18 protein-coding genes and 2 rRNA genes are annotated in these 19,519 nt (G+C 54.0%); 18 read left to right on the plus strand and 2 right to left on the minus strand.

All coding sequences use genetic code 11. The features are described 5' to 3' along the window. A 23S ribosomal RNA gene (locus V7Q41_RS12960) occupies positions 1-341 on the plus strand; the annotation flags it as partial. A 132-nt stretch (positions 342-473) separates the two neighbouring features. Continuing rightward, positions 474-586: ribosomal RNA gene (rrf, locus tag V7Q41_RS12965) — 5S ribosomal RNA — on the plus strand. 59 nt (positions 587-645) lie between these two features. Here rrf and V7Q41_RS12970 read toward each other — a convergent pair. Further along, positions 646-1,563 carry an MBL fold metallo-hydrolase gene (locus V7Q41_RS12970; protein ID WP_333846361.1) on the minus strand — a complete coding sequence of 306 codons (918 nt, stop codon included), beginning with the start codon at positions 1,561-1,563 and terminating at the stop codon, positions 646-648. Between the two features lie 178 nt (positions 1,564-1,741). Between V7Q41_RS12970 and V7Q41_RS12975 the strand changes: the two genes are divergently transcribed. The 16 genes from V7Q41_RS12975 (at position 1,742) to V7Q41_RS13050 (ending at position 16,512) form a co-directional block, all read left to right on the plus strand. Further along, a complete protein-coding gene (locus V7Q41_RS12975; RefSeq protein ID WP_333846363.1) occupies positions 1,742-2,470 on the plus strand; it encodes a GNAT family N-acetyltransferase in 729 nt (242 codons plus the stop codon). A 67-nt stretch (positions 2,471-2,537) separates the two neighbouring features. Next, on the plus strand, positions 2,538-3,422 hold the full coding sequence (locus V7Q41_RS12980) for an HlyC/CorC family transporter (protein WP_333846365.1): 885 nt from the start codon (positions 2,538-2,540) through the stop codon (positions 3,420-3,422). Between the two features lie 4 nt (positions 3,423-3,426). Beyond that, positions 3,427-5,061: an apolipoprotein N-acyltransferase gene (lnt, locus tag V7Q41_RS12985; RefSeq protein WP_333846366.1), complete on the plus strand. Its 1,635-nt coding sequence runs from the start codon at positions 3,427-3,429 to the stop codon at positions 5,059-5,061. 64 nt (positions 5,062-5,125) lie between these two features. Beyond that, on the plus strand, positions 5,126-6,031 hold the full coding sequence (glyQ, locus tag V7Q41_RS12990; protein WP_333846367.1) for a glycine--tRNA ligase subunit alpha: 906 nt from the start codon (positions 5,126-5,128) through the stop codon (positions 6,029-6,031). 17 nt (positions 6,032-6,048) lie between these two features. Continuing rightward, positions 6,049-8,223: a glycine--tRNA ligase subunit beta gene (gene glyS, locus V7Q41_RS12995; protein WP_333846368.1), complete on the plus strand. Its 2,175-nt coding sequence runs from the start codon at positions 6,049-6,051 to the stop codon at positions 8,221-8,223. An 18-nt stretch (positions 8,224-8,241) separates the two neighbouring features. Continuing rightward, complete coding sequence (gmhB, locus tag V7Q41_RS13000; RefSeq protein ID WP_333846369.1) at positions 8,242-8,832, plus strand: D-glycero-beta-D-manno-heptose 1,7-bisphosphate 7-phosphatase; 591 nt, start codon at positions 8,242-8,244, stop codon at positions 8,830-8,832. Next, the gene (locus V7Q41_RS13005; protein ID WP_333846370.1) at positions 8,832-9,578 is read left to right on the plus strand and encodes a lysophospholipid acyltransferase family protein; all 747 of its coding nucleotides are present in this window, start codon (positions 8,832-8,834) and stop codon (positions 9,576-9,578) included. Before gmhB ends, V7Q41_RS13005 begins: the two co-directional genes overlap by 1 nt. Positions 9,579-9,588: 10 nt before the next feature. Continuing rightward, positions 9,589-10,518: a M48 family metallopeptidase gene (locus tag V7Q41_RS13010; RefSeq protein ID WP_333846371.1), complete on the plus strand. Its 930-nt coding sequence runs from the start codon at positions 9,589-9,591 to the stop codon at positions 10,516-10,518. Positions 10,519-10,578: 60 nt separating this feature from the next. Further along, complete coding sequence (locus V7Q41_RS13015) at positions 10,579-11,010, plus strand: MerR family transcriptional regulator (protein WP_333846373.1); 432 nt, start codon at positions 10,579-10,581, stop codon at positions 11,008-11,010. Next, positions 11,007-11,453, plus strand: coding sequence for a PaaI family thioesterase (locus V7Q41_RS13020; protein WP_333846374.1), 447 nt, complete (start codon positions 11,007-11,009; stop codon positions 11,451-11,453). Before V7Q41_RS13015 ends, V7Q41_RS13020 begins: the two co-directional genes overlap by 4 nt. A gap of 16 nt (positions 11,454-11,469) precedes the next feature. Then, a complete protein-coding gene (locus V7Q41_RS13025) occupies positions 11,470-12,669 on the plus strand; it encodes an isovaleryl-CoA dehydrogenase (RefSeq protein WP_333846375.1) in 1,200 nt (399 codons plus the stop codon). A 29-nt stretch (positions 12,670-12,698) separates the two neighbouring features. Next, entirely contained in the window at positions 12,699-13,367 is a 669-nt protein-coding gene (gene can, locus V7Q41_RS13030) for a carbonate dehydratase (RefSeq protein ID WP_333846376.1), read from the plus strand. 48 nt (positions 13,368-13,415) lie between these two features. Further along, positions 13,416-14,597, plus strand: coding sequence for an acetyl-CoA C-acyltransferase (locus V7Q41_RS13035; RefSeq protein WP_333846378.1), 1,182 nt, complete (start codon positions 13,416-13,418; stop codon positions 14,595-14,597). Between the two features lie 9 nt (positions 14,598-14,606). Further along, positions 14,607-15,773 (plus strand): acyl-CoA dehydrogenase family protein, encoded by a 1,167-nt coding sequence (locus V7Q41_RS13040; RefSeq protein ID WP_333846379.1) that lies wholly within the window; start codon positions 14,607-14,609, stop codon positions 15,771-15,773. Next, the gene (locus V7Q41_RS13045) at positions 15,773-16,183 is read left to right on the plus strand and encodes a hypothetical protein (RefSeq protein WP_333846380.1); all 411 of its coding nucleotides are present in this window, start codon (positions 15,773-15,775) and stop codon (positions 16,181-16,183) included. Before V7Q41_RS13040 ends, V7Q41_RS13045 begins: the two co-directional genes overlap by 1 nt. A gap of 8 nt (positions 16,184-16,191) precedes the next feature. Beyond that, positions 16,192-16,512: a plastocyanin/azurin family copper-binding protein gene (locus V7Q41_RS13050; protein WP_333846382.1), complete on the plus strand. Its 321-nt coding sequence runs from the start codon at positions 16,192-16,194 to the stop codon at positions 16,510-16,512. Between the two features lie 9 nt (positions 16,513-16,521). Here the strand turns inward: V7Q41_RS13050 and V7Q41_RS13055 are convergent, their stop codons facing one another. Further along, positions 16,522-19,428 carry a CHAT domain-containing protein gene (locus V7Q41_RS13055; protein ID WP_333846383.1) on the minus strand — a complete coding sequence of 969 codons (2,907 nt, stop codon included), beginning with the start codon at positions 19,426-19,428 and terminating at the stop codon, positions 16,522-16,524. Positions 19,429-19,519 lie beyond the last annotated feature (91 nt).

The following is a 19,519-nucleotide window of genomic DNA, read 5'->3' on the forward strand; positions in this document are numbered from 1 at the left end:
TAAAGAGGTACGTGAGCTGGGTTTAAAACGTCGTGAGACAGTTTGGTCCCTATCTTCCGTGGGCGCTGCAGATTTGAGGAAGCCTGCTCCTAGTACGAGAGGACCGGAGTGGACACACCTCTGGTGTATCGGTTGTCACGCCAGTGGCATTGCCGAGTAGCTATGTGTGGAAGAGATAACCGCTGAAAGCATCTAAGCGGGAAACTCGTTTCAAGATGAGATCTGCCGGGGCCTTGAGCCCCCTAAAGAGTCGTTCAAGACCAGGACGTTGATAGGTCAGGTGTGGAAGCGTAGTAATACGTTAAGCTAACTGATACTAATTGCTCGTGCGACTTGACCCTATAACTTTGATCTGGACCTTAACGGGTTCGTTGTGATCAAGGAAGTTATGCCAAGTGACGCATTCAAAATAAATCTGATATCTCTCTATGAATTCGTTGCCTTGATTAAATTCAAGGTGACAACAAGTTATGCCTGATGACCATAGCAAGTTGGTACCACTCCTTCCCATCTCGAACAGGACCGTGAAACGACTTAGCGCCGATGATAGTGCGGGTTCCCGTGTGAAAGTAGGACATTGTCAGGCTATTACAGCCTCGAAACCCCCCACTCTTTTGAGTGGGGGGTTTTGTTTTTTGGGGTTGCTTAATTGCTATTGACGATGAATGGCTCGTCTATTTCGCATGCGCCACTTGTTTCTAAACTTCTACATAGATTAAAAATCCACGCATCAAAATCACTGTTCATCGGATAACTCTTTTGTAGGAGCTTTAGATAGCGCACTGAATTGGCCCAAGCAATCAAGTCAATTAGTTTGACCTTTTGCAATTCAAGAAGTTTAAATTTCAATAAAACTTTGGCAGCATACAAGGCGTGTTTTTCAGGGTTTTCTCTGAATTGGCGCAACCGCGACTTTGCTCTTGAAATTGCAGCTGCAACATCCGTAAATGCAGAACCGTGACCCGGTAAAACGATTCGGGGATTGAGTTGTTCAATGATTTTTAAGGTTTCATCAACCTCATCAAAAGCATTCGTACCTTCGATTTCTGGGAAAACAACACCGAAACCATTTTCCCAAAGTGAATCAGCTGAAATAAGGACGCCATCCCTTTCTTGGAATAAAACAATAGCGTTGGGATCATGACCCGGGGTGCTGTACGCATGCCATGTTGCATGGCCAACAGAAAATGAATCACCATTTGAAATCAAATCTGTCTTACAAAAAATTGGACAAAATTGACCAGTAGGGACGTAAGTGAGTGCCTCAGCATCCCAGGCATCAACATACGCAGAATGACCAGGAGGAATAAAAGTGCGGATGAGCGGGTAGATATCTTGTAAATGCGCATTGCCTCCGCAGTGATCACTGTGCAAATGGGTATTGATGATTGCCGTCAAAGGCCGGTCATTGAGAGCGGATGCAACCAAGGAAGCAGTTTGATGGGCATGTGTCCAATAACCTGTATCCACAAGCACAGCTTGGTCGGTGTCTTGGATGAGTACATTGTTAGAAGAGAGCCATCCGCGCTCAATAAAAGTAACGCCATCAGGAAGTTTGTGCATGAATAGTCAATAGAGATCTTTACAAAGATACATACCTTATCAGTTACTGGTGCTCTTGGGCTGAAAGCAAATCCATGGGTGTTCCTCAAGTTACACAACCAAACATCAGATTTAGAGGGCGCCACCTAATCCCCATCTGGAAACATCGAAAGCAAGGGAAAACCCTTAAAGTGAGCCCATGTCACTTATCAATGAACTCACTCCAAAAAAAACACTGAGAGGCAGCAAAAACATGCTGCGCTTCACAGGTGTTTCGCAGGAGTTGTTGGACAAAGCACAAGGCGCATTCATTCCTATTTCGCACTTGGGTCCTGAACATCGCTCACAAATTTTGCAGCATTTGTATGAATTGTCTCCACGCGATCGATATTTACGCTTTGGATACACAACCAACGACAGTCAGATTGAACAATATGTAGCAGGGTTGAATTTCGATCGCGATGAGATTTATGGCGTCTTCAATGCTGACCTTCAAATCATTGCAATGGCGCATTTGGCACTGATGAAGGAAGAAGGGCAGGCCTACAGCGCAGAGTTCGGCGTGTCAGTGACTGCTCACGCACGAGGACGCGGTTATGGCGCAAAACTATTTCAACGTGCCGTCATTCACGCGCGCAATGAAAAGGTCTACCAGATGTACATCCATGCCTTGAGCGAAAACGCGCCCATGATCAGCATTGCACGGAAATGCGGGGCCAAGATTGAACGAGATGGCTGCGAAACAGAGGCATTTTTGAGCTTATCAGAACGTAACTTAGACAGCCGAATCTCAGAATTTGTCGCAGATCAGTACGCAAAAACCAACTACAGCATCAAAGAGGATGCCAAACGCTTCTGGAGCTTCTTGGCCCAAGTCCAAGAAATACGAACAGGCGTACGCAATGCCCGACATCAGGCTGCCGAATAACGCAATCGCCTTGCGTATGGGCTATGCTTAAGGCTTGTAAGACTCTCGCGGCACCTGCCGCAACACTGTGATACCCCCGCATATACGAGATAACGATAAACAAGACACGCGCAGCTACTGGCAGCGGTTGGTTGAGTTCATACACCCTGGCCCTGATTCGCGAGAAGAGTTGCTAGATGCGCTCTCCGACGCAGAAGACAACCAAGTCATCGGGGCAGAAAGTCGCCTGATGTTAGAAGGTGTTCTGCGCATGGCCGATCTCACAGCAGGTGAAGTGATGGTGGCGGCGCCACGCATGGACCTGATCAATTTAGATGCACCCGTTGAGACAAGTTTGCATCAAGTCATCGATACGGGGCACTCGCGATTTCCTGTATTTGAGGGTGAGCGCGATAACTTAGTGGGCATTTTGTTAGCTAAAGATTTGCTGAAGCTGCAAAGAGCACCTTCGCTCAACATTCGAACCCTTTTGCGGCCTCCGGTTTTTGTGCCTGAGAGCAAAGGTTTGAATGATTTGCTGAGGGAATTTCGCAACACACGCAACCACATGGCCTTGGTGGTCGATGAGTTTGGTCGAATCGCTGGCCTCATCACGATTGAAGACGTGTTGGAGCAAATCGTTGGCGACATCGAGGATGAATTCGACAGCCAAGAAGATGTCGGCGATATTTTTGCACTCGCCGATCAAACCTACCGTGTCAGCGGCGATGCCTCGCTCGAGCGGGTTGGGGAAGCGTTTGGCACACATTTAGAGGTGACCGCGGCAGAGCAATCCGAGGATACAAATTTCGACACCATTGGCGGTTTCATCGCCCATGCCATGGGCCATGTGCCGCGACGTGGTGAACACTTTGAAATTAACAAACTACGATTTGAAGTCCTCCACACGCGTGGTGGTGCTGTGAAGTGGTTCAAGGTCTACCCCGCGCCCATAGAAAAAGCGCAACCATAACCCTATGCGTGACAGCAACCGCGCGGACCACAGGTGGCCATTGACATGGCGGGTAACGGCGCTGTTGCTGGTGTCCGGATTGGCGCAGGCAATATCACTGGCCTGGCCATTGGATGGCGCTTTTTATGGTGTACCGCAAGGCTGGTTGCAGTGTTTAAGTTTGATGGTGCTTGCGGGCACCTTGGATCGCAGTGAATCAAGCAAACAAGCTTTTCTTTGCGGCTGGATTTTCTCATTGGCTTGGCTCATAGGCAGTATTTGGTGGTTGTTCATCTCTATGAACAAATACGGCGGTTTACCAGCGCCTATCGCTGCCATGGCAGTTTTTTTGTTGGCATCGGGTTTAGCAATTTTTTACGGCGCAGCATGCGTGGTTTTTTACAAGGTATGCAAAACTGGGGTGGCCGTCTTGCCGCGCGCGAGCGCATTTGCTGCAACTTGGTTGCTGGCTGAAATTGTCCGAGGCACAATTTGGACAGGCTTTCCGTGGGGGGCAGTGGGGTATGCCCATGTGGAAAGCGCGCTGCAGCATTGGGCGCCATGGATAGGCGTTTATGGTTTGTGTGCACTGTCTGCATTCATCGCCATGGCTTTTGCAGCAGAGCGCAGGGGACGACGGACCAGTTCGAGATTGGCAATAGCGGGCATGTCCGTCTTTGTTGCAGCTTTGGGCTACACATGGGTCAACTCTCCCAGTCGTGTAGACAAGGTGGTGCATCGCTCAGAAACCCCTTTGCGTGTGACTTTGTTGCAAGGCAACATCCCCCAAGACATGAAGTTTGGTGAGGGAATCAACCGCGCCTTGCGAGACTACCGCGAAGCATTGTTATCGAGTGCCAGTGACCTCACCGTTACACCCGAAACCGCAATCCCGTTGATTCAGCAACAAATGCCAGAGCATTACTGGCAACCACTCCTAGCGCACTTTAGCAAAGGCCCCCAAGCCGCACTGATCGGCCTGCCACTGGCCATGAAAAGCGAACAAGGACAACTGAAATACAGCAATTCAGTCATTGCGCTGTTGCCACAAACCTCACCCGCAGACACTGCGAGCTACCAATATGACAAGCACCATCTGGTGCCGTTTGGAGAATTTGTTCCGCCACTGTTCCAGTGGTTTGTACGCATGATGCACATTCCCTTGGGGGAATTCACGCGGGGCGATGTGGCCCAACCAAGTTTGGTATTCAGGGGCGAGCGTATTGCCCCCAATATTTGCTATGAAGATCTGTTTGGCGAAGAATTGGCGCGCAACTTTGTCAATCCCAACACGGCCCCTACCCTGATGGTCAACCTCAGCAACATCGCGTGGTTTGGGGACACAGTGGCCATCGAGCAGCATTTGCTGATCTCGCGCATGCGTGCGCTTGAGCTGGGCCGTCCCATGCTGCGCGCCACCAACACGGGTGCCACCGCCATCATCGATGCACAAGGACGAGTCACACATCGCCTGCCAAGCGCAGTGCAGGGCGCACTCACGGCCGAAGTCTATGGCATGCACGGCCCCACCACGCCATATGCGCAATGGGTATCTGTATTTGGGCTGTGGCCTCTGGTTCTATTTGCATTGTTGATTTTGCTGGTCGTGGCTGGCATGGCTCACGCATCTAGGCACGGACTGAGGCGTTTCGGCCCGTAAAATCTTCAGATTGCGGGCATCTTGACCCGCAGCTTAATTTGCCAGCGCTTGCTGGCCACTTTGCATGCTGACTTTTCAACAAATTATTCTCAAACTCCAGTCTTATTGGGCCGAGCAAGGCTGCGCCTTGTTGCAACCCATTGACATGGAGGTCGGTGCAGGCACCTCACACACCGCGACATTCCTGCGCGCATTAGGACCAGAGCCCTGGAAGGCCGCTTACGTGCAACCCAGTCGCCGCCCCAAAGACGGACGCTACGGCGAAAATCCCAATCGCTTGCAGCATTACTACCAATACCAAGTGGTGTTAAAACCTGCCCCCAGCAACATCTTGGAGCTGTACCTGGGATCACTCGAAGCACTCGGCTTTGACCTCAAAAAAAACGACATCCGCTTTGTAGAGGACGATTGGGAAAATCCGACCTTGGGCGCCTGGGGCTTGGGCTGGGAAGTTTGGTTAAACGGTATGGAGGTCACACAGTTCACCTACTTCCAACAAGTCGGCGGCATTGACTGCAAACCCATCACCGGCGAAATTACCTATGGTCTGGAGCGCTTGGCCATGTACTTGCAAGGCGTGGACAACGTCTACAACCTGCAATGGACTGAAGGACTCACCTACGGCGATGTCTACAAACAAAACGAAGTTGAGCAATCCACCTACAACTTCGAGCACAGCGACGCTGAGTTTTTGTTCACCGCCTTTGGCGCGCACGAAAAACAAGCGCAGCATTTGATCGGCGTTCAACTCGCATTACCCGCCTACGAACAAGTGCTCAAAGCCGCACACACCTTCAACATGTTGGACGCGCGTGGCGCTATCAGTGTGACCGAGCGTGCGGCCTTCATTGGGCGTATCCGCAACTTGGCACGTGCTGTTGCGCAAAGCTATTTTGAGAGCCGTGAGCGCTTGGGCTTTCCAATGGCTCCGCGTGAGTGGGTGGCGCAAATGCCGAAGAAGAGCGCGTGAGCGTAGGAAATTCAAACATGACCACTCAAAACCTACTCATTGAACTCTTCGTCGAAGAGCTCCCCCCCAAAGCCTTGCAACAACTTGGGCGTGCTTTCTCCTGCGTTCTTTTTGAACAACTCAAAGCACAAGGCTTGACCGATGCCCATTCGGCTGTGACCGCCTTTGCGTCGCCACGCCGTTTGGCGGCTCACATCACAGCGGTGTCTACGCTCGCTGCTGACAAAGCAGTGCAGCAAAAACTCATGCCCGTCTCGGTGGGCTTGGATGCCAATGGCCAAGCCACAGCAGCCTTGTTGAAAAAGTTGCAAGCTTTGGGTGTCGGTCCAGAGGTGTTGGCGCATCTCAAACGCGCACCCGATGGCAAAGCCGAGGCCTTGTACTACGACAGCATTGTCAAAGGCGCGAACTTGGTCGATGGCTTACAAAAAGCCTTGAACGAAGCCATTGCCAAATTACCCATCCCAAAAGTGATGAGCTACCAGCTTGAAACTGACTGTGAATTGCCAGGCTGGAGCAGTGTCAACTTTGTGCGCCCAGCGCATAGCTTGGTGGCTTTGCACGGCAGCACCGTTGTGCCTGTCAAAGCACTGGGCCTGACGGCTGGCAACTGCACACAAGGCCACCGCTTTGAAGCCAAGGTGTCGCCCGTGGTCATTGCCACCGCTGATGCGTATGCTGACACACTCGCCAACGAAGGCGCAGTCATTGCCAGCTATGAGGACCGAAGTCGTGAAATGATTCGACAACTGCGCGCAAAAGCCAAACAATGCCATGCGGTACTTGAAGTGGAGCGCGGCATGCAGGCGCACAGCGAGGCAGACATGGATCAAGTGTTGCTCGACAATGCATTGGTTCAAGAAGTCACTGCCTTGGTTGAGCGCCCCAACGTGTTGGTCTGTGCGTTTGAAAAACAATTCCTCGACGTGCCCCAAGAGTGTCTGATTCTCACGATGAAGGCCAACCAAAAATATTTTCCATTACTCGACACTGCGGGCAAGTTGACCCACCAGTTTTTGGTGGTCAGCAACATCACACCCGATGACGCATCGGCAGTCATTGGTGGCAACGAGCGCGTCGTTCGCCCACGTTTGGCAGATGCCAAATTCTTCTTTGACCAAGACCGCAAAAAGACGCTCGCCTCGCGCGTGCAAGGTTTGGCCAAGGTCGTCTATCACAACAAACTCGGCACACAAGGTGAGCGCACCGACCGCGTGCGCGCCATTGCCAAAGGCATTGCGGCACTGTTGCCTCAATCCAAAAACGACGGTTTTTTGCAAGCTGTCGACACCGTAGCCCAACTGGCCAAAACCGATTTGCTGACCGACATGGTGGGCGAATTTCCTGAACTGCAAGGCATCATGGGGGGCTACTATGCGCGTCACGATGGCTTGGGAGAGGATGTGGCGCTAGCCATCGAAGACCACTACAAACCCCGCTTTGCTGGCGACGCATTGCCACGCAACAGGCTGGGCCTGATCGTGGCCTTGGCAGACAAGCTCGAAACCTTGGTCGGTATGTTTGGTATTGGCAACTTGCCGACAGGCGACAAAGACCCGTTCGCGTTACGCCGTCACGCTTTGGGTGTGGTTCGCATGCTGAGCGAAGCTGATTTGGACGTGGACTTGGATGCTTTGATTGCACAAGCCATCCCCGCCTTTGGCGACAAAATCGACGACCCTGCTGCTGTGTTGACCTCGTTCATCTACGACCGTCTTTCGGGTGGACTGCGCGAACAAGGCTACTCGGCCCAAGAAGTCGAGGCTGTGTTGGCCTTGCGTCCACAACGCTTGCGCGATGTGGGCAAGCGTCTCACGGCCGTGCGCACTTTTGCTGCCTTGCCGGAGAGCCCCGCCTTGGCAGCCGCCAACAAGCGCATTGGTAACGTGCTCAAAAAAGCAGGTGAGGTCGATGCGCATGTCAATACAGCCCTGTTCAAAGAAGATGCTGAGCAAGCACTTTATGCCGTCATGCAAAAGCTGTTGCCCGAGTCCGAGGCGCAGTTCAATGCGGGTGACTACACCGCATCACTGCAAACTTTGGCCGCCCTTCGATCTCCGGTCGATGCGTTCTTTGATGACGTCATGGTCAATGCTGAAGAGATGGACTTGCGTCTCAACCGCCAAGGCCTGCTCAAGTGCTTGCACCTCGCCATGAACCGTGTGGCCGATTTGTCCGCCCTTGCTTCTTAAAGCCAAAACCTAGCCACCATGCACACCAAACTCGTCATCCTTGACCGCGACGGCACCATCAACCAAGACAGTGACGACTACGTCAAGTCAGCTGATGAATGGATCGCGCTACCCGGCGCACTTGAAGCGATTGCGCGCTTGAACCACGCCGGTTGGCGCGTGGTGGTGGCGTCTAACCAATCGGGCTTGGGCCGTGGGTTGTTTGATGTGGCCGCCTTAAACGCCATGCACACCAAAATGCATAAGCTCTTAGCTGCCGCCGGTGGCCGCATTGACGCCGTGTTTTATTGCCCGCACAGCCCTGAAGAAACCTGCAACTGTCGCAAGCCCTTGCCCGGATTGTTCGAGCAAATTGGCGAGCGCTACGGCATGGACCTCAAAGGCGTGCACACCGTGGGCGACTCGTTGCGAGACTTGCAGGCCGGCGCTGCGGTGGGTTGCGTCACTCACTTGGTGCACACGGGCAAAGGCGAAAAAGTGTTAGGTCAACCACTTCCCGTTGACTTTCCTAAAGGCACCATGGCGCACACCGACTTAAGCGAATTTGCGGAGTGGCTGCTGGCCATGTCCGATGCTGCCGCTAAAACCAAAGCAGGTGGTGTGGCGTGATGGCACTGCTTCGCTCTGCGCTCCACATGGTGTTCATGTTTGTCACCGTCATTCCGTACACCCTGCTCATCTTGCTTGCCCGCTGGATTGGCGCCCATGGCGAGACCCGCTACGCCATTGCGCAAAAGTGGCTCACACTCAGTGTGAATTCTGCCCGCCTCATCATGGGCATACGTTATCAAGTTCAAGGTCACGACAACTTGCCCTTAGGTGAGACCAGCCCCGCCATTTTGTTGGTCAAACACCAATCTACCTACGAGACGTTTTTGATGCCTGTCATCATGCCGCATCCCTTGGCCTATGTCTTCAAAAAAGAGCTGCTCTATGTGCCGTTCTTTGGTTGGTCCATCGGTAGCTTGAACATGATTCACATCGACCGAAGCCAACGCGCCAAAGCGTTTGCCAAAGTGGTGGAGCAGGGCAAAGCCTTGTTAGACCGCGGTGTTTGGGTCATCATGTTTCCAGAAGGCACTCGCATTCCCCGCGGCGAGCGCGGCACTTACAAAAGCGGCGGCACACGTCTGGCCATTGCCACGGGCGCACCCGTCATTCCCGTGGCAGTGACTTCGGCCAAATGTTGGCCGCGCAAAGCCTTCATCAAGCACCCAGGCGTGGTCGATGTGTCAATCGGCAAGCCCATACCCAGTGCGGGCCGCGATGCCGACGAGCTGATGGCAGAGGTGGAGGCTTGGATCGAAGCCGAGATGCACCGCCTCGACCCCGAGGCCTACCTCGGCCAACGCTGAGCCCAGCCGCATGAGCCGCTTTTTGCAACTCGTGCTCGACATGTTCGACGGCGCGCCAGCCGCCAAACCACTGCCTCGGCCCAAACCTCGCGCACTGCATGGCCCGCATCAACCCTCTGAACATTTGGGCCAAGTGCTGCCCAAAGCGCATTACGCACACCCCCGCGCCACCCGCCGCATTCAGCTGGGCAATACCGATGTGGCCTACGCCTTTAGGCGTGCCAAACGGCGCACCATCGGCATGGCCGTTGGCCCCGACGGCTTAGAAGTCAGTGCGCCGCGCTGGGTCACGGTGGGCGAGGTGGAGTCAGCTTTGCGAGAAAAATCTGACTGGATTGCCCGCAAATTGGTGGAGATGCAAGAGCGCCAACAGCAACTGGGCGCAGCCCGTATCGTCTGGGCCGATGGTGTGGTCCTGCCCTATTTGGGCGACCAGTTACAAGTGGTACTTGACTCATCCACGGCTCTCAAAAAAAACAGCGCGCAGTTTGAAGTTGCACCACCTCCACCCCCTGATGAGGTGTCGGCGAAAGACCTGCCGCCCTTGCGCCACACCTTGCGCCTAGGCCTGCCGCTGAACGCCGAGCCACCACAAATCCGCGACGCCGTCCAAGCCTGGCTCATGCGCCAAGCCAAAGCGCTGTTTGTTGAGCGCCTCAACCACTTTGCACCGCAGCTCGGCGTGCAGTGGCAACGTGTCTCGCTCAGCAGCGCAGCCACACGCTGGGGGAGCGCCAGTGCCGATGGGGCCATTCGCCTCAATTGGCGATTGGTGCACCACAAGCCCGATGTGATCGACTACGTGGTGGCCCACGAACTCAGCCATTTACGCGTCATGGACCACAGCCCACGCTTTTGGGAAACCGTGCAAAGCGTCATGCCCGACTATGCGCAACGTCGCCGCATTCTTAAGGATGAACCCTTACCGCCATGGTCTTGAGGCAATTTTTGGAGATTTCACGTCATAATTGACGTTTACGTAAACGTAAACAAGGCAACCATGGCGACCACGTATTCCATCAGCGACTTAGCGCGTGAATTTGACCTCACCACACGCGCCATCCGTTTTTACGAAGACATGGGCCTGTTGCAGCCTGAGCGCTCTGGCCCCGGCGGGCGTAACCGGGTGTACAGCCACCGCGATCGCACACGCCTCAAACTCACTTTACGAGCCAAACGGTTGGGTCTGTCCCTGACCGAGGCCAAAGATTTGATCGACATGTACGACAGTCCGCGCGACACAGGACCTCAGCTGCAAAAATTTTTGATCGTGCTCAACGCCCACAAGCGTGATCTTGAAGCGCAAATGACGGAAATATTGGCCAACCTCGACGAAGTCAAAGCGCATGAAAAAGAGGCCCGTGCTTTGTTGGCCAAGCAAGATGACAAACTGGCGAAATTGGTCAAGACTGCGAAAGCGAGCAAAGCATGACACCTGCCGCATCTGCACACCCAGAACTACACGCCCGCATCGAAGCCAGCTTTGTGCGCCAAGGCATGATGCAGCACCTTGGTGCGCGCATCGTGTCGGTTGCGCCGGGTGAGGTTGAAATTGCCTTGCCCTACTCCGAGCGGGTGACCCAGCAACAAGGCGGCTATCACGGGGGTGCCATGGGCGCGTTGGCTGACATCGCAGCGGGCTATGCCGGACTCACCATGGCGGCCCATGACCAAGAGGTGACCACCGTGGAATACAAGATCAACTTCCTTGCAGCCTTCCAAGGCGGCGAGTTACGCGCCCGCGGTCATGTGGTGCGCGCTGGCAAACGTCTCATCATCACCACCGCCGAAGTGGTGCACTTGGACGACAACGGCGGTGAGTCCCCTTGCGCTTTGATGCAGCAAACCCTAGCCACCGTGAACAAAACCTACTGACCCACTGGAGAAAAAATTGAACAACTTACCCGGCCTGAACTTTCAATTGGGTGACGACATCGATGCCCTGCGCGACGCGGTGCGAGATTTCGCGCAAGCTGAGATCGCCCCCCGTGCTGCACAGATCGACCATGACGACCAATTCCCCATGGACCTGTGGCGCAAGATGGGCGACCTTGGGGTCTTGGGCATCACCGTGGGTGAAGATGACGGGGGCGCCAACATGGGCTACCTCGCACATATGGTGGCCATGGAAGAAATATCGCGCGCCTCTGCCAGCGTGGGCCTGAGCTACGGCGCGCACAGCAACTTGTGTGTCAACCAAATCAAACGCAATGGCACCGAAGCACAACGCAAAAAGTACTTGCCCAAACTCATCAGCGGCGAACATGTGGGCGCCCTCGCCATGTCTGAGCCGGGCGCAGGCTCCGATGTCATCAGCATGAAGTTAAAGGCCGAATGGAAAGAGCCCAGCGCCTCGGGTGGCGGCTACTACCTGCTCAATGGCAGCAAGATGTGGATCACCAACGGCCCAGACGCCGATACGCTGGTGGTCTACGCCAAGACAGAACCTGAGTCGGGTGCACGCGGCATAACCGCCTTCTTGATCGAAAAGGGCATGAAGGGTTTCAGCGTCGCGCAAAAGCTCGACAAGCTCGGCATGCGTGGCAGTCATACGGGTGAGCTGGTATTTCACAACGTCGAAGTGCCAGAGAGTCATATCTTGGGCGGCCTCAACATGGGTGCCAAAGTGTTGATGAGCGGGTTGGACTACGAACGTGCTGTGTTGGCAGGAGGCCCTTTGGGCATCATGCAGTCCGTGATGGACAACGTCATGCCTTACATCCACGACCGCAAGCAATTTGGCCAAAGCATTGGCGAGTTCCAACTCATCCAAGGCAAAGTGGCTGACATGTACACGGTGCTCCAAGCCGGCCGTAGCTTTGCCTACACCGTGGCCAAGAACCTCGATTTGCTAGGCGTCGAGCATGTGCGCCAAGTGCGCAAAGACTGCGCCTCCGTGATTTTGTGGACTGCCGAAAAAGCCACATGGATGGCAGGCGAAGGCGTGCAGATTTTTGGTGGCAACGGCTACATCAACGAATACCCATTGGGCCGTTTGTGGCGTGATGCCAAGCTGTATGAAATTGGTGCAGGCACCAGCGAAATCCGTCGTATGTTGATTGGCCGCGAGCTCTTCGCTGAAACTTGTTAAAGCATTTGTAGCACTGCGACAATCACCGCATGGACCATTCACTTCAACACCTCTTTGATAACAACCGCGCATGGGCGGCCCGCATGGTTCAAGAGAACCCTGCTTATTTCTCGCGTCTGGCCAACCAGCAAAATCCCAAGTATTTGTGGATCGGTTGCTCCGACAGCCGCGTGCCTGCCAACCAAATCACCGGTCTTGACCCCGGTGAAGTGTTTGTGCATCGCAACGTGGCCAACGTGGTGGCGCACTCCGACCTCAACGCCTTGTCGGTCATACAGTATGCGGTAGACGCGCTGAAGGTCGAGCACATCATGGTGGTGGGTCACTACGGATGCGGTGGTGTGTTGGCCGCCACGCGTGGCACACGCGTGGGCCTGGCGGACAACTGGTTGCGCCATGTGCAAGACGTGCGTTTGCGTCATCGTCAACGTCTGAACCATTTGCCGCAAGCTGAGCTTGAAGCGGTCATGTGCGAGATGAACGTGATTGAACAAGTTGGCAACGTCGCTTTGTCTAACGTCATGCAAGACGCATGGGGCCGTGGGCAAAAAGTGACCGTTCACGGCTGGATTTACGGCTTGGACGATGGCTTGGTCAAAGACCTCGGCGTCAGCATGAGTCACGGCAACGAGGTGGTAGATGTGTTCCGTAGTGCCTTCAAACGCTACCCCCGTGGTGGTTTGGTTTGCGCCGCGTGACCGGTTGGGTCGGCGTGGCATTTTTCATTTTGTTATTTGGAGAAATTCATGTCCGATCCCATCGTCATCGTCAGCGCTGCGCGCACGCCCATGGGCAGCTTTCAAGGCGACTTCTCGAGTCTGGCCGCGCACGATCTAGGCGGCGCGGCCATCCATGCTGCGGTTGAGCGTGCGGGTATCAGCCCAGAGGTGGTGACCGAAGTGTTGTTTGGCAACTGCTTGATGGCAGGCCAAGGCCAAGCGCCGGCTCGCCAAGCGGCGTTCAAAGGCGGCTTGCCCAAGAGCGCTGGCGCAGTCACCTTGTCCAAGATGTGTGGCTCAGGCATGCGCGCTGCGATGTTTGCGCACGACATGTTGGTCGCTGGGACGCACGACGTGTTGGTGGCTGGCGGCATGGAAAGCATGACGAATGCTCCCTACCTCATGCTCAAAGGCCGTGGCGGTTATCGCATTGGCCACGACCGAATTTTTGATCATATGATGCTGGACGGCTTGGAAGACGCCTACGAACCGGGCCGCAGCATGGGCACTTTTGGGGAAGACTGCGCGGCCAAGTACAGCTTCACACGCGCCGAGCAAGATGCATTTGCCACTGCCAGTGTGCAACGCGCCAAGGCTGCCATCGAGCGTGGTGCCTTCGTCGCCGAAATCACCTCCGTCACCGTCAAAACCCGCACGGGTGAAACCGTGGTCTCGATCGACGAAGGTCCCGGCAAGATTAAGCTCGACAAAATCACATCCCTCAAACCCGCGTTCAAAAAGGACGGCACCATCACAGCAGCTTCTAGCTCGTCCATCAACGATGGCGCTGCCGCCATGGTGCTGATGCGAGAGAGCACCGCCAAGCGATTGGGCTGCACGCCTTTGGCGCGCATCGTCAGCCACGCCACCCACGCACAAGAGCCCGAGTGGTTTGCCACTGCTCCCGTAGGCGCCACGCAAAAAGCCTTGGCCAAAGCCGGTTGGAAGGTAGAAGACGTGGACCTGTGGGAGGTCAACGAAGCCTTTGCTGTGGTGCCCATGGCCTTGATGAAAGAGCTCAACATCTCGCACGACAAGGTCAACGTGAACGGTGGCGCTTGCGCATTGGGTCACCCCATCGGTGCCTCGGGTGCGCGCATCATGGTCACCCTCATCCATGCGCTCAAAGCACGCGGCTTGAAAAAAGGCTTGGCCACCCTGTGCATTGGCGGCGGCGAAGGCACGGCCGTGGCCCTAGAAATTATTTAAGGCTGCGCCATGTTGCTCACCTCTGACCAAACCATGATTCGTGACGCCGTGCGCGACTTTGCCCAGCAAGAGCTCTGGCCCAATGCCGCCCAATGGGACAAAGAACACACCTTCCCGCACGCGGTCCACAAAGGCTTGGCTGCACTTGGGGCTTATGGTATTTGCGTGCCCGAAGATTTGGGTGGCGCTGGCTTGGACTACACCACGTTGTCGATTGTTTTAGAAGAAATTGCGGCAGGCGATGGGGGCACCAGCACCGCCATCAGCGTGACCAATTGCCCGGTCAACGCCATCCTCATGCGCTACGCAAACCACGCGCAAAAGAAACAATGGCTCACCCCATTGGCGCAAGGCCAGATGCTGGGCGCATTTTGCTTGACCGAGCCGCATGTGGGCTCTGACGCATCGGCCCTCAGGACAACCGCAACGCGGGTGTCCGCATCCCATGATGGCACCACGGCCACCAAAACTGGCGACGAATACGTCATCAACGGCGTCAAGCAGTTCATCACCAGCGGCAAAAACGGCCAGGTGGCCATCGTCATCGCCGTGACCGACAAAGGCGCAGGCAAGAAGGGCATGAGTGCCTTCATCGTGCCCACCAGCGCGCCTGGCTACCAAGTGGCGAGACTCGAAGACAAGATCGGTCAGCACAGCAGCGACACCGCACAAATCAACTTTGACAACTGCCGCATCCCTGCCGAAAACTTGATTGGCGCAGAGGGTGAGGGCTACAAAATTGCGCTGTCTGCTTTGGAAGGCGGTCGCATCGGCATTGCCGCGCAAAGCATTGGCATGGCGCGCAGCGCGTTTGAAGCGGCCTTGCACTACAGCAAAGAACGCATGAGTTTTGGCACCGCTATCTTCAACCACCAAGCCGTAGGCTTTCGCTTGGCCGACTGCGCCACACAGCTCGAAGCCGCCCGTCAGCTGATGTACCACGCCGCTGTCTTGCGCGATGCAGGATTGCCGTGTTTAAAAGAAGCCGCCATGGCCAAACTCTTTGCCAGCGAAATGGCAGAGCAGGTGTGCAGTGTGGCCATTCAAACCTTGGGTGGTTATGGTGTGGTGAGTGACTTTCCAGTCGAGCGTATTTACCGCGACGTGCGCGTGTGCCAAATTTACGAAGGCACCAGCGACGTGCAAAAAATCATCATCCAACGAGGATTAGCTTGATGTCTTTCGCCACCACGCACACCGCCACCTTGCTGAAATACGGCGGCATCAGCTTCATCGCTGGCGCTGTCAACCACGGCATGTTCAGTGAGTCGCGCTCGCTCATCACCGCTGCTTTTGGCGTGTGTTTTTATTTGCTCGGTTCGTGGCTAGAAATGCGCTTGCAAGATGCCCAGCGTTTGAGCTGGGCCTATGTGTTGGGCGTGGGGATTGTGTCTTCGATTGGCTTGGGCTTTTTCACCGGCGGCTTGCAACATTTTCCAGATTCGCCTGACCGCAGTGTGTGGGTCGTGCCCTTGGGTTTTGCCTTGAGTTTGCTGGCCATGGTCACACACATGGTGCAGCTGCCTCGAAGAAAGATGCGCACACCAGCAATAGCGCTAGCGCAGAGACCATCACGCGCACCGTGACGGTCACCTTGAGCGACGACATGCGCTTCACGCCCGCCAACTGGCAAGCCACCTCGGGCGAAACCGTCCGCATTGAGCTTGTGAATGCTGGAAAAGTGCGCCACGAGTTCATCATCGGCACCGAGGCGCAGTTGCAAGCGCATGCCGAAGAAATGAAAAAACCAAACTCGGGCCACCACCACCACGCCAGCAATGCGGTGAGTCTGGCCGCCGGAGCCAAGGGCGAGCTGGTGTGGACCTTCACCGATGCTGGCGTGTTGCACCTTGCTTGCTTTGAGCCCGGCCATTACGACGCAGGCATGCGTGGCACGATTTCGGTGTTGCCTTAAGGTCTGGCGTTAGCGGCCGCCTTCACCGACCAATGCGTAAGGCGCCCAAAAAGTAGGATGCGCGTACTTGGGCACTTTCATTGTTTCCAGCATCGCTTGTCGCAATGCTTCAGCACGGCGCACTGTGGGGCTCTTCTGATAGGCAGCAAAAGTGTGCGTTGTCAGTTGCACAGCACTTTCAGACTCCACCGACCAATGTGTGACCAGTAAACTTCTGCTCCCAGCAAAGAAGAATCCGCGGGCCAAGCCACTCAGTGCCTCCTCTGCTTTTCCATCAGCGCCTGCGGTGTTACATGCAGAAAGAACGACCCAGTCCGCGTTGAGCTTGAGTGACAAAACGTCTTCAAGCGTCAATAACGGAGACTCGTTCGGATTGCTCGTAGCCGCCATCGCAAGTGCTGGTTGGTTCAGATTGGGCAAGTCACCCGCGAGCAAGCCGTGTGTCGCAAAAACCACCACTTGCTTCATGCCCAAAGTACCTGAAGCGTTACTTTGAAGTACTGATTGGCGGGTGGCGTTCGCCCCTAAGATGACGTCATGCACAGGATCTGCAGACATGATCTTGGCTAGTTCCAAAACCTCTTGCCGCGTCTCAGGCAACGCGGGTAGTTTGCTATACGTGACATACGAATCAGGATCCAATACCGTCCGCAGCGTGGTGTCCACTGATCTCAGCATGGCGGATGACCGCACCGAAGTACTCTGAGACGCTGGTGCTATCGGTTTGATTTTTGCATCAAAGATAGGATCTCCCCACGCCATAAGAGCCTGAGTGCTAGAGGGTTGCTGACCTAGTTTTTTAAGGGATAACCAACCATTTGCAGTTGGCACATGGCTAATGGCGAAGTCTTTGATCAGCCAGTTCGCTTTGACTTCTTCGTTGGCAGATGTTTCAGACCGGGTCAAGACCGCTAAGGGTAGTTGAGCCAAAGGCCCACTCGTTGCAATGATCAAATGACTTTTACCCGCAAGACTTTTCTCTAGCGGGCTCAGGAGCTCTTTGTAAATTCGATAGGAATCGGCAAAGCCAAACCTGGGGGCGCGGGGCCCTAACTCGGCGACATCCAATGTTTGACGAATGCGTGTCACGGTGGACAACATATCTCTTTCGGTCAAAGAGGCATTGTGAAACTGGAGGTTGCCCTTTGCATCAATTGCCCATACATAGGTTTGATCCTCTGTGGGTAGTATCGAAATAAACAACTCATCTTCTTTGAGCTGCTGGGCAATTTCGCGATGACTCGGCGATTTGGGTTGGAGGAGTTGGAAATATTCGGGATAGCTTTGTTGAATTTGAGACTTGTATTCTTTTCGTGCCTTTTCCAGCTCGAATTTACGAACGCGCATTTGCTCCACCGCTTGGGGGTTGCGCTTGTCGGCGGGCAAGCTTTGCTGATTGCCGATGTAAAAATTTAAAGTTGCTAACTCATTGCGCGCATCTTGTTCTTTGCGAATGATGTCAGACAAGCCTGTTACCTTGACACCCGCACGAACAGCGGCCTCGGTCAAAGCCTGTTGGACAGATGATGTGCCAATTTGATCAGCAATTTGAAACAGTGCTTGCGCATCTTGGGTTTGCGTTGTGGCCGATTTGGCTAAAAGCTGCATGTAACTTTGCAATATGAATCGCTTGATTTTGCGTTGAATTGAGGTTTCTGCAAAGTCACCTGTGGTTGACTGTGGTGCATTGAACTGCTTCACCACTTCATCAAACATTTGTCTTGCTGGATCAATTTGGTTGTTTTGCCACATCGCGGTTGCGATCAAGCCACGTGTCAAAGTACTTAAAAAATGATCTGCGCCTAAATGGATGGATTGGTGTTTGAAGTGAGGGTCTAGTAAGGCCAGGGCATCCGTGTGCCGTTTTATTTTGATGAGCGCTAATGCGCGTATCTCTGGCTGTGAGGCGATGTCGCTGAGGTTTTTATCTTGGGTCGCAACATCTAAGGCGTCCATTTTTTCTAATAACAATTGCCATTTTTCCTCTCCCGCTAGTGCAGTGTTGACGCGCAGTTGCGTTTGAATCCAGCGGGTGGTTGTGGGGGCAATGTTTTGAGCCACCAAGATCCGTTCGCTTTTTTGTGCAAATAAAAGTGCGTCTGTAAATTGACCTGAGGCGTTGTAGAGATCGGCAACACGATCGTACAAAACAGTCAGTTGGTTTTCATTAAATCCAAACTGCTTGACCATTTTGAACGCGTCTCGATAAGTCCATTCCGCATCGGCATACAAGCCTGCGTTAGTTTGGCGCATCCCGAGTTGCCCTTGAGACATCAAAACCACACGACGTCCAAAAGATCGATGGTCTTCGTTAGAGACCAAATTCGTCATTCTGAATAAATCTTTGCCTTTGGACAGAGCCAGTTTCGATGTGTCAATCGCTTTTGTCCATTTGCCTTGTGCTGATTCAAGCTCAGATTTGGCTAAAAAAAACTCTAATTCCGCCCTGGCTATCCAAAAAGGCATGCTGCCCGAGCGCGACAGTCGGTTGAATTCATATTGAATGGTGGCCTCGGCTTGGGCGACTTGCATGGCTGCCTTGGCCAAATTGTTTTCTTGGATATTGAGATAAGCCGCCAGTGCACGCAAGCGTACGTTTTGAGTTGGCTCACGTCTTTCTTGAATCAGTTCATTGATAGTTGCCGTTGCTTCGTCTCTGCGCCCTTGGTCCCATAGCCATTCAACCAACCTCCATTTCGCATCTCCAAGCGGTTCAAAGGCCAGCCATTCATAAAGCAGCTGACCTGTCATGACTTTGTCACCCAGCAGATGAGACGCCATGAGTCTTTCACGGTACTTTTCTGACTTTGTGGAATTGAGGCTGTTGGGATCAACTGGCTGATTCAAAATTTTTCGCAAACGTTCTATTTCTTGCATTGACAACACAAGGTCAGAGGCATCGTCTAGCTGCGCCAACACTGGATTACTTATCAGGCAGCTCAGTGTCAGAGTGAACAAAATAAAAATGTGCCGAATCATGCCTATCCTTTGGAACAGCTGTTTAATT

Origin of the sequence: Limnohabitans sp. (assembly GCF_036804465.1) — a bacterium.
Lineage (GTDB): Bacteria > Pseudomonadota > Gammaproteobacteria > Burkholderiales > Burkholderiaceae_C > Limnohabitans.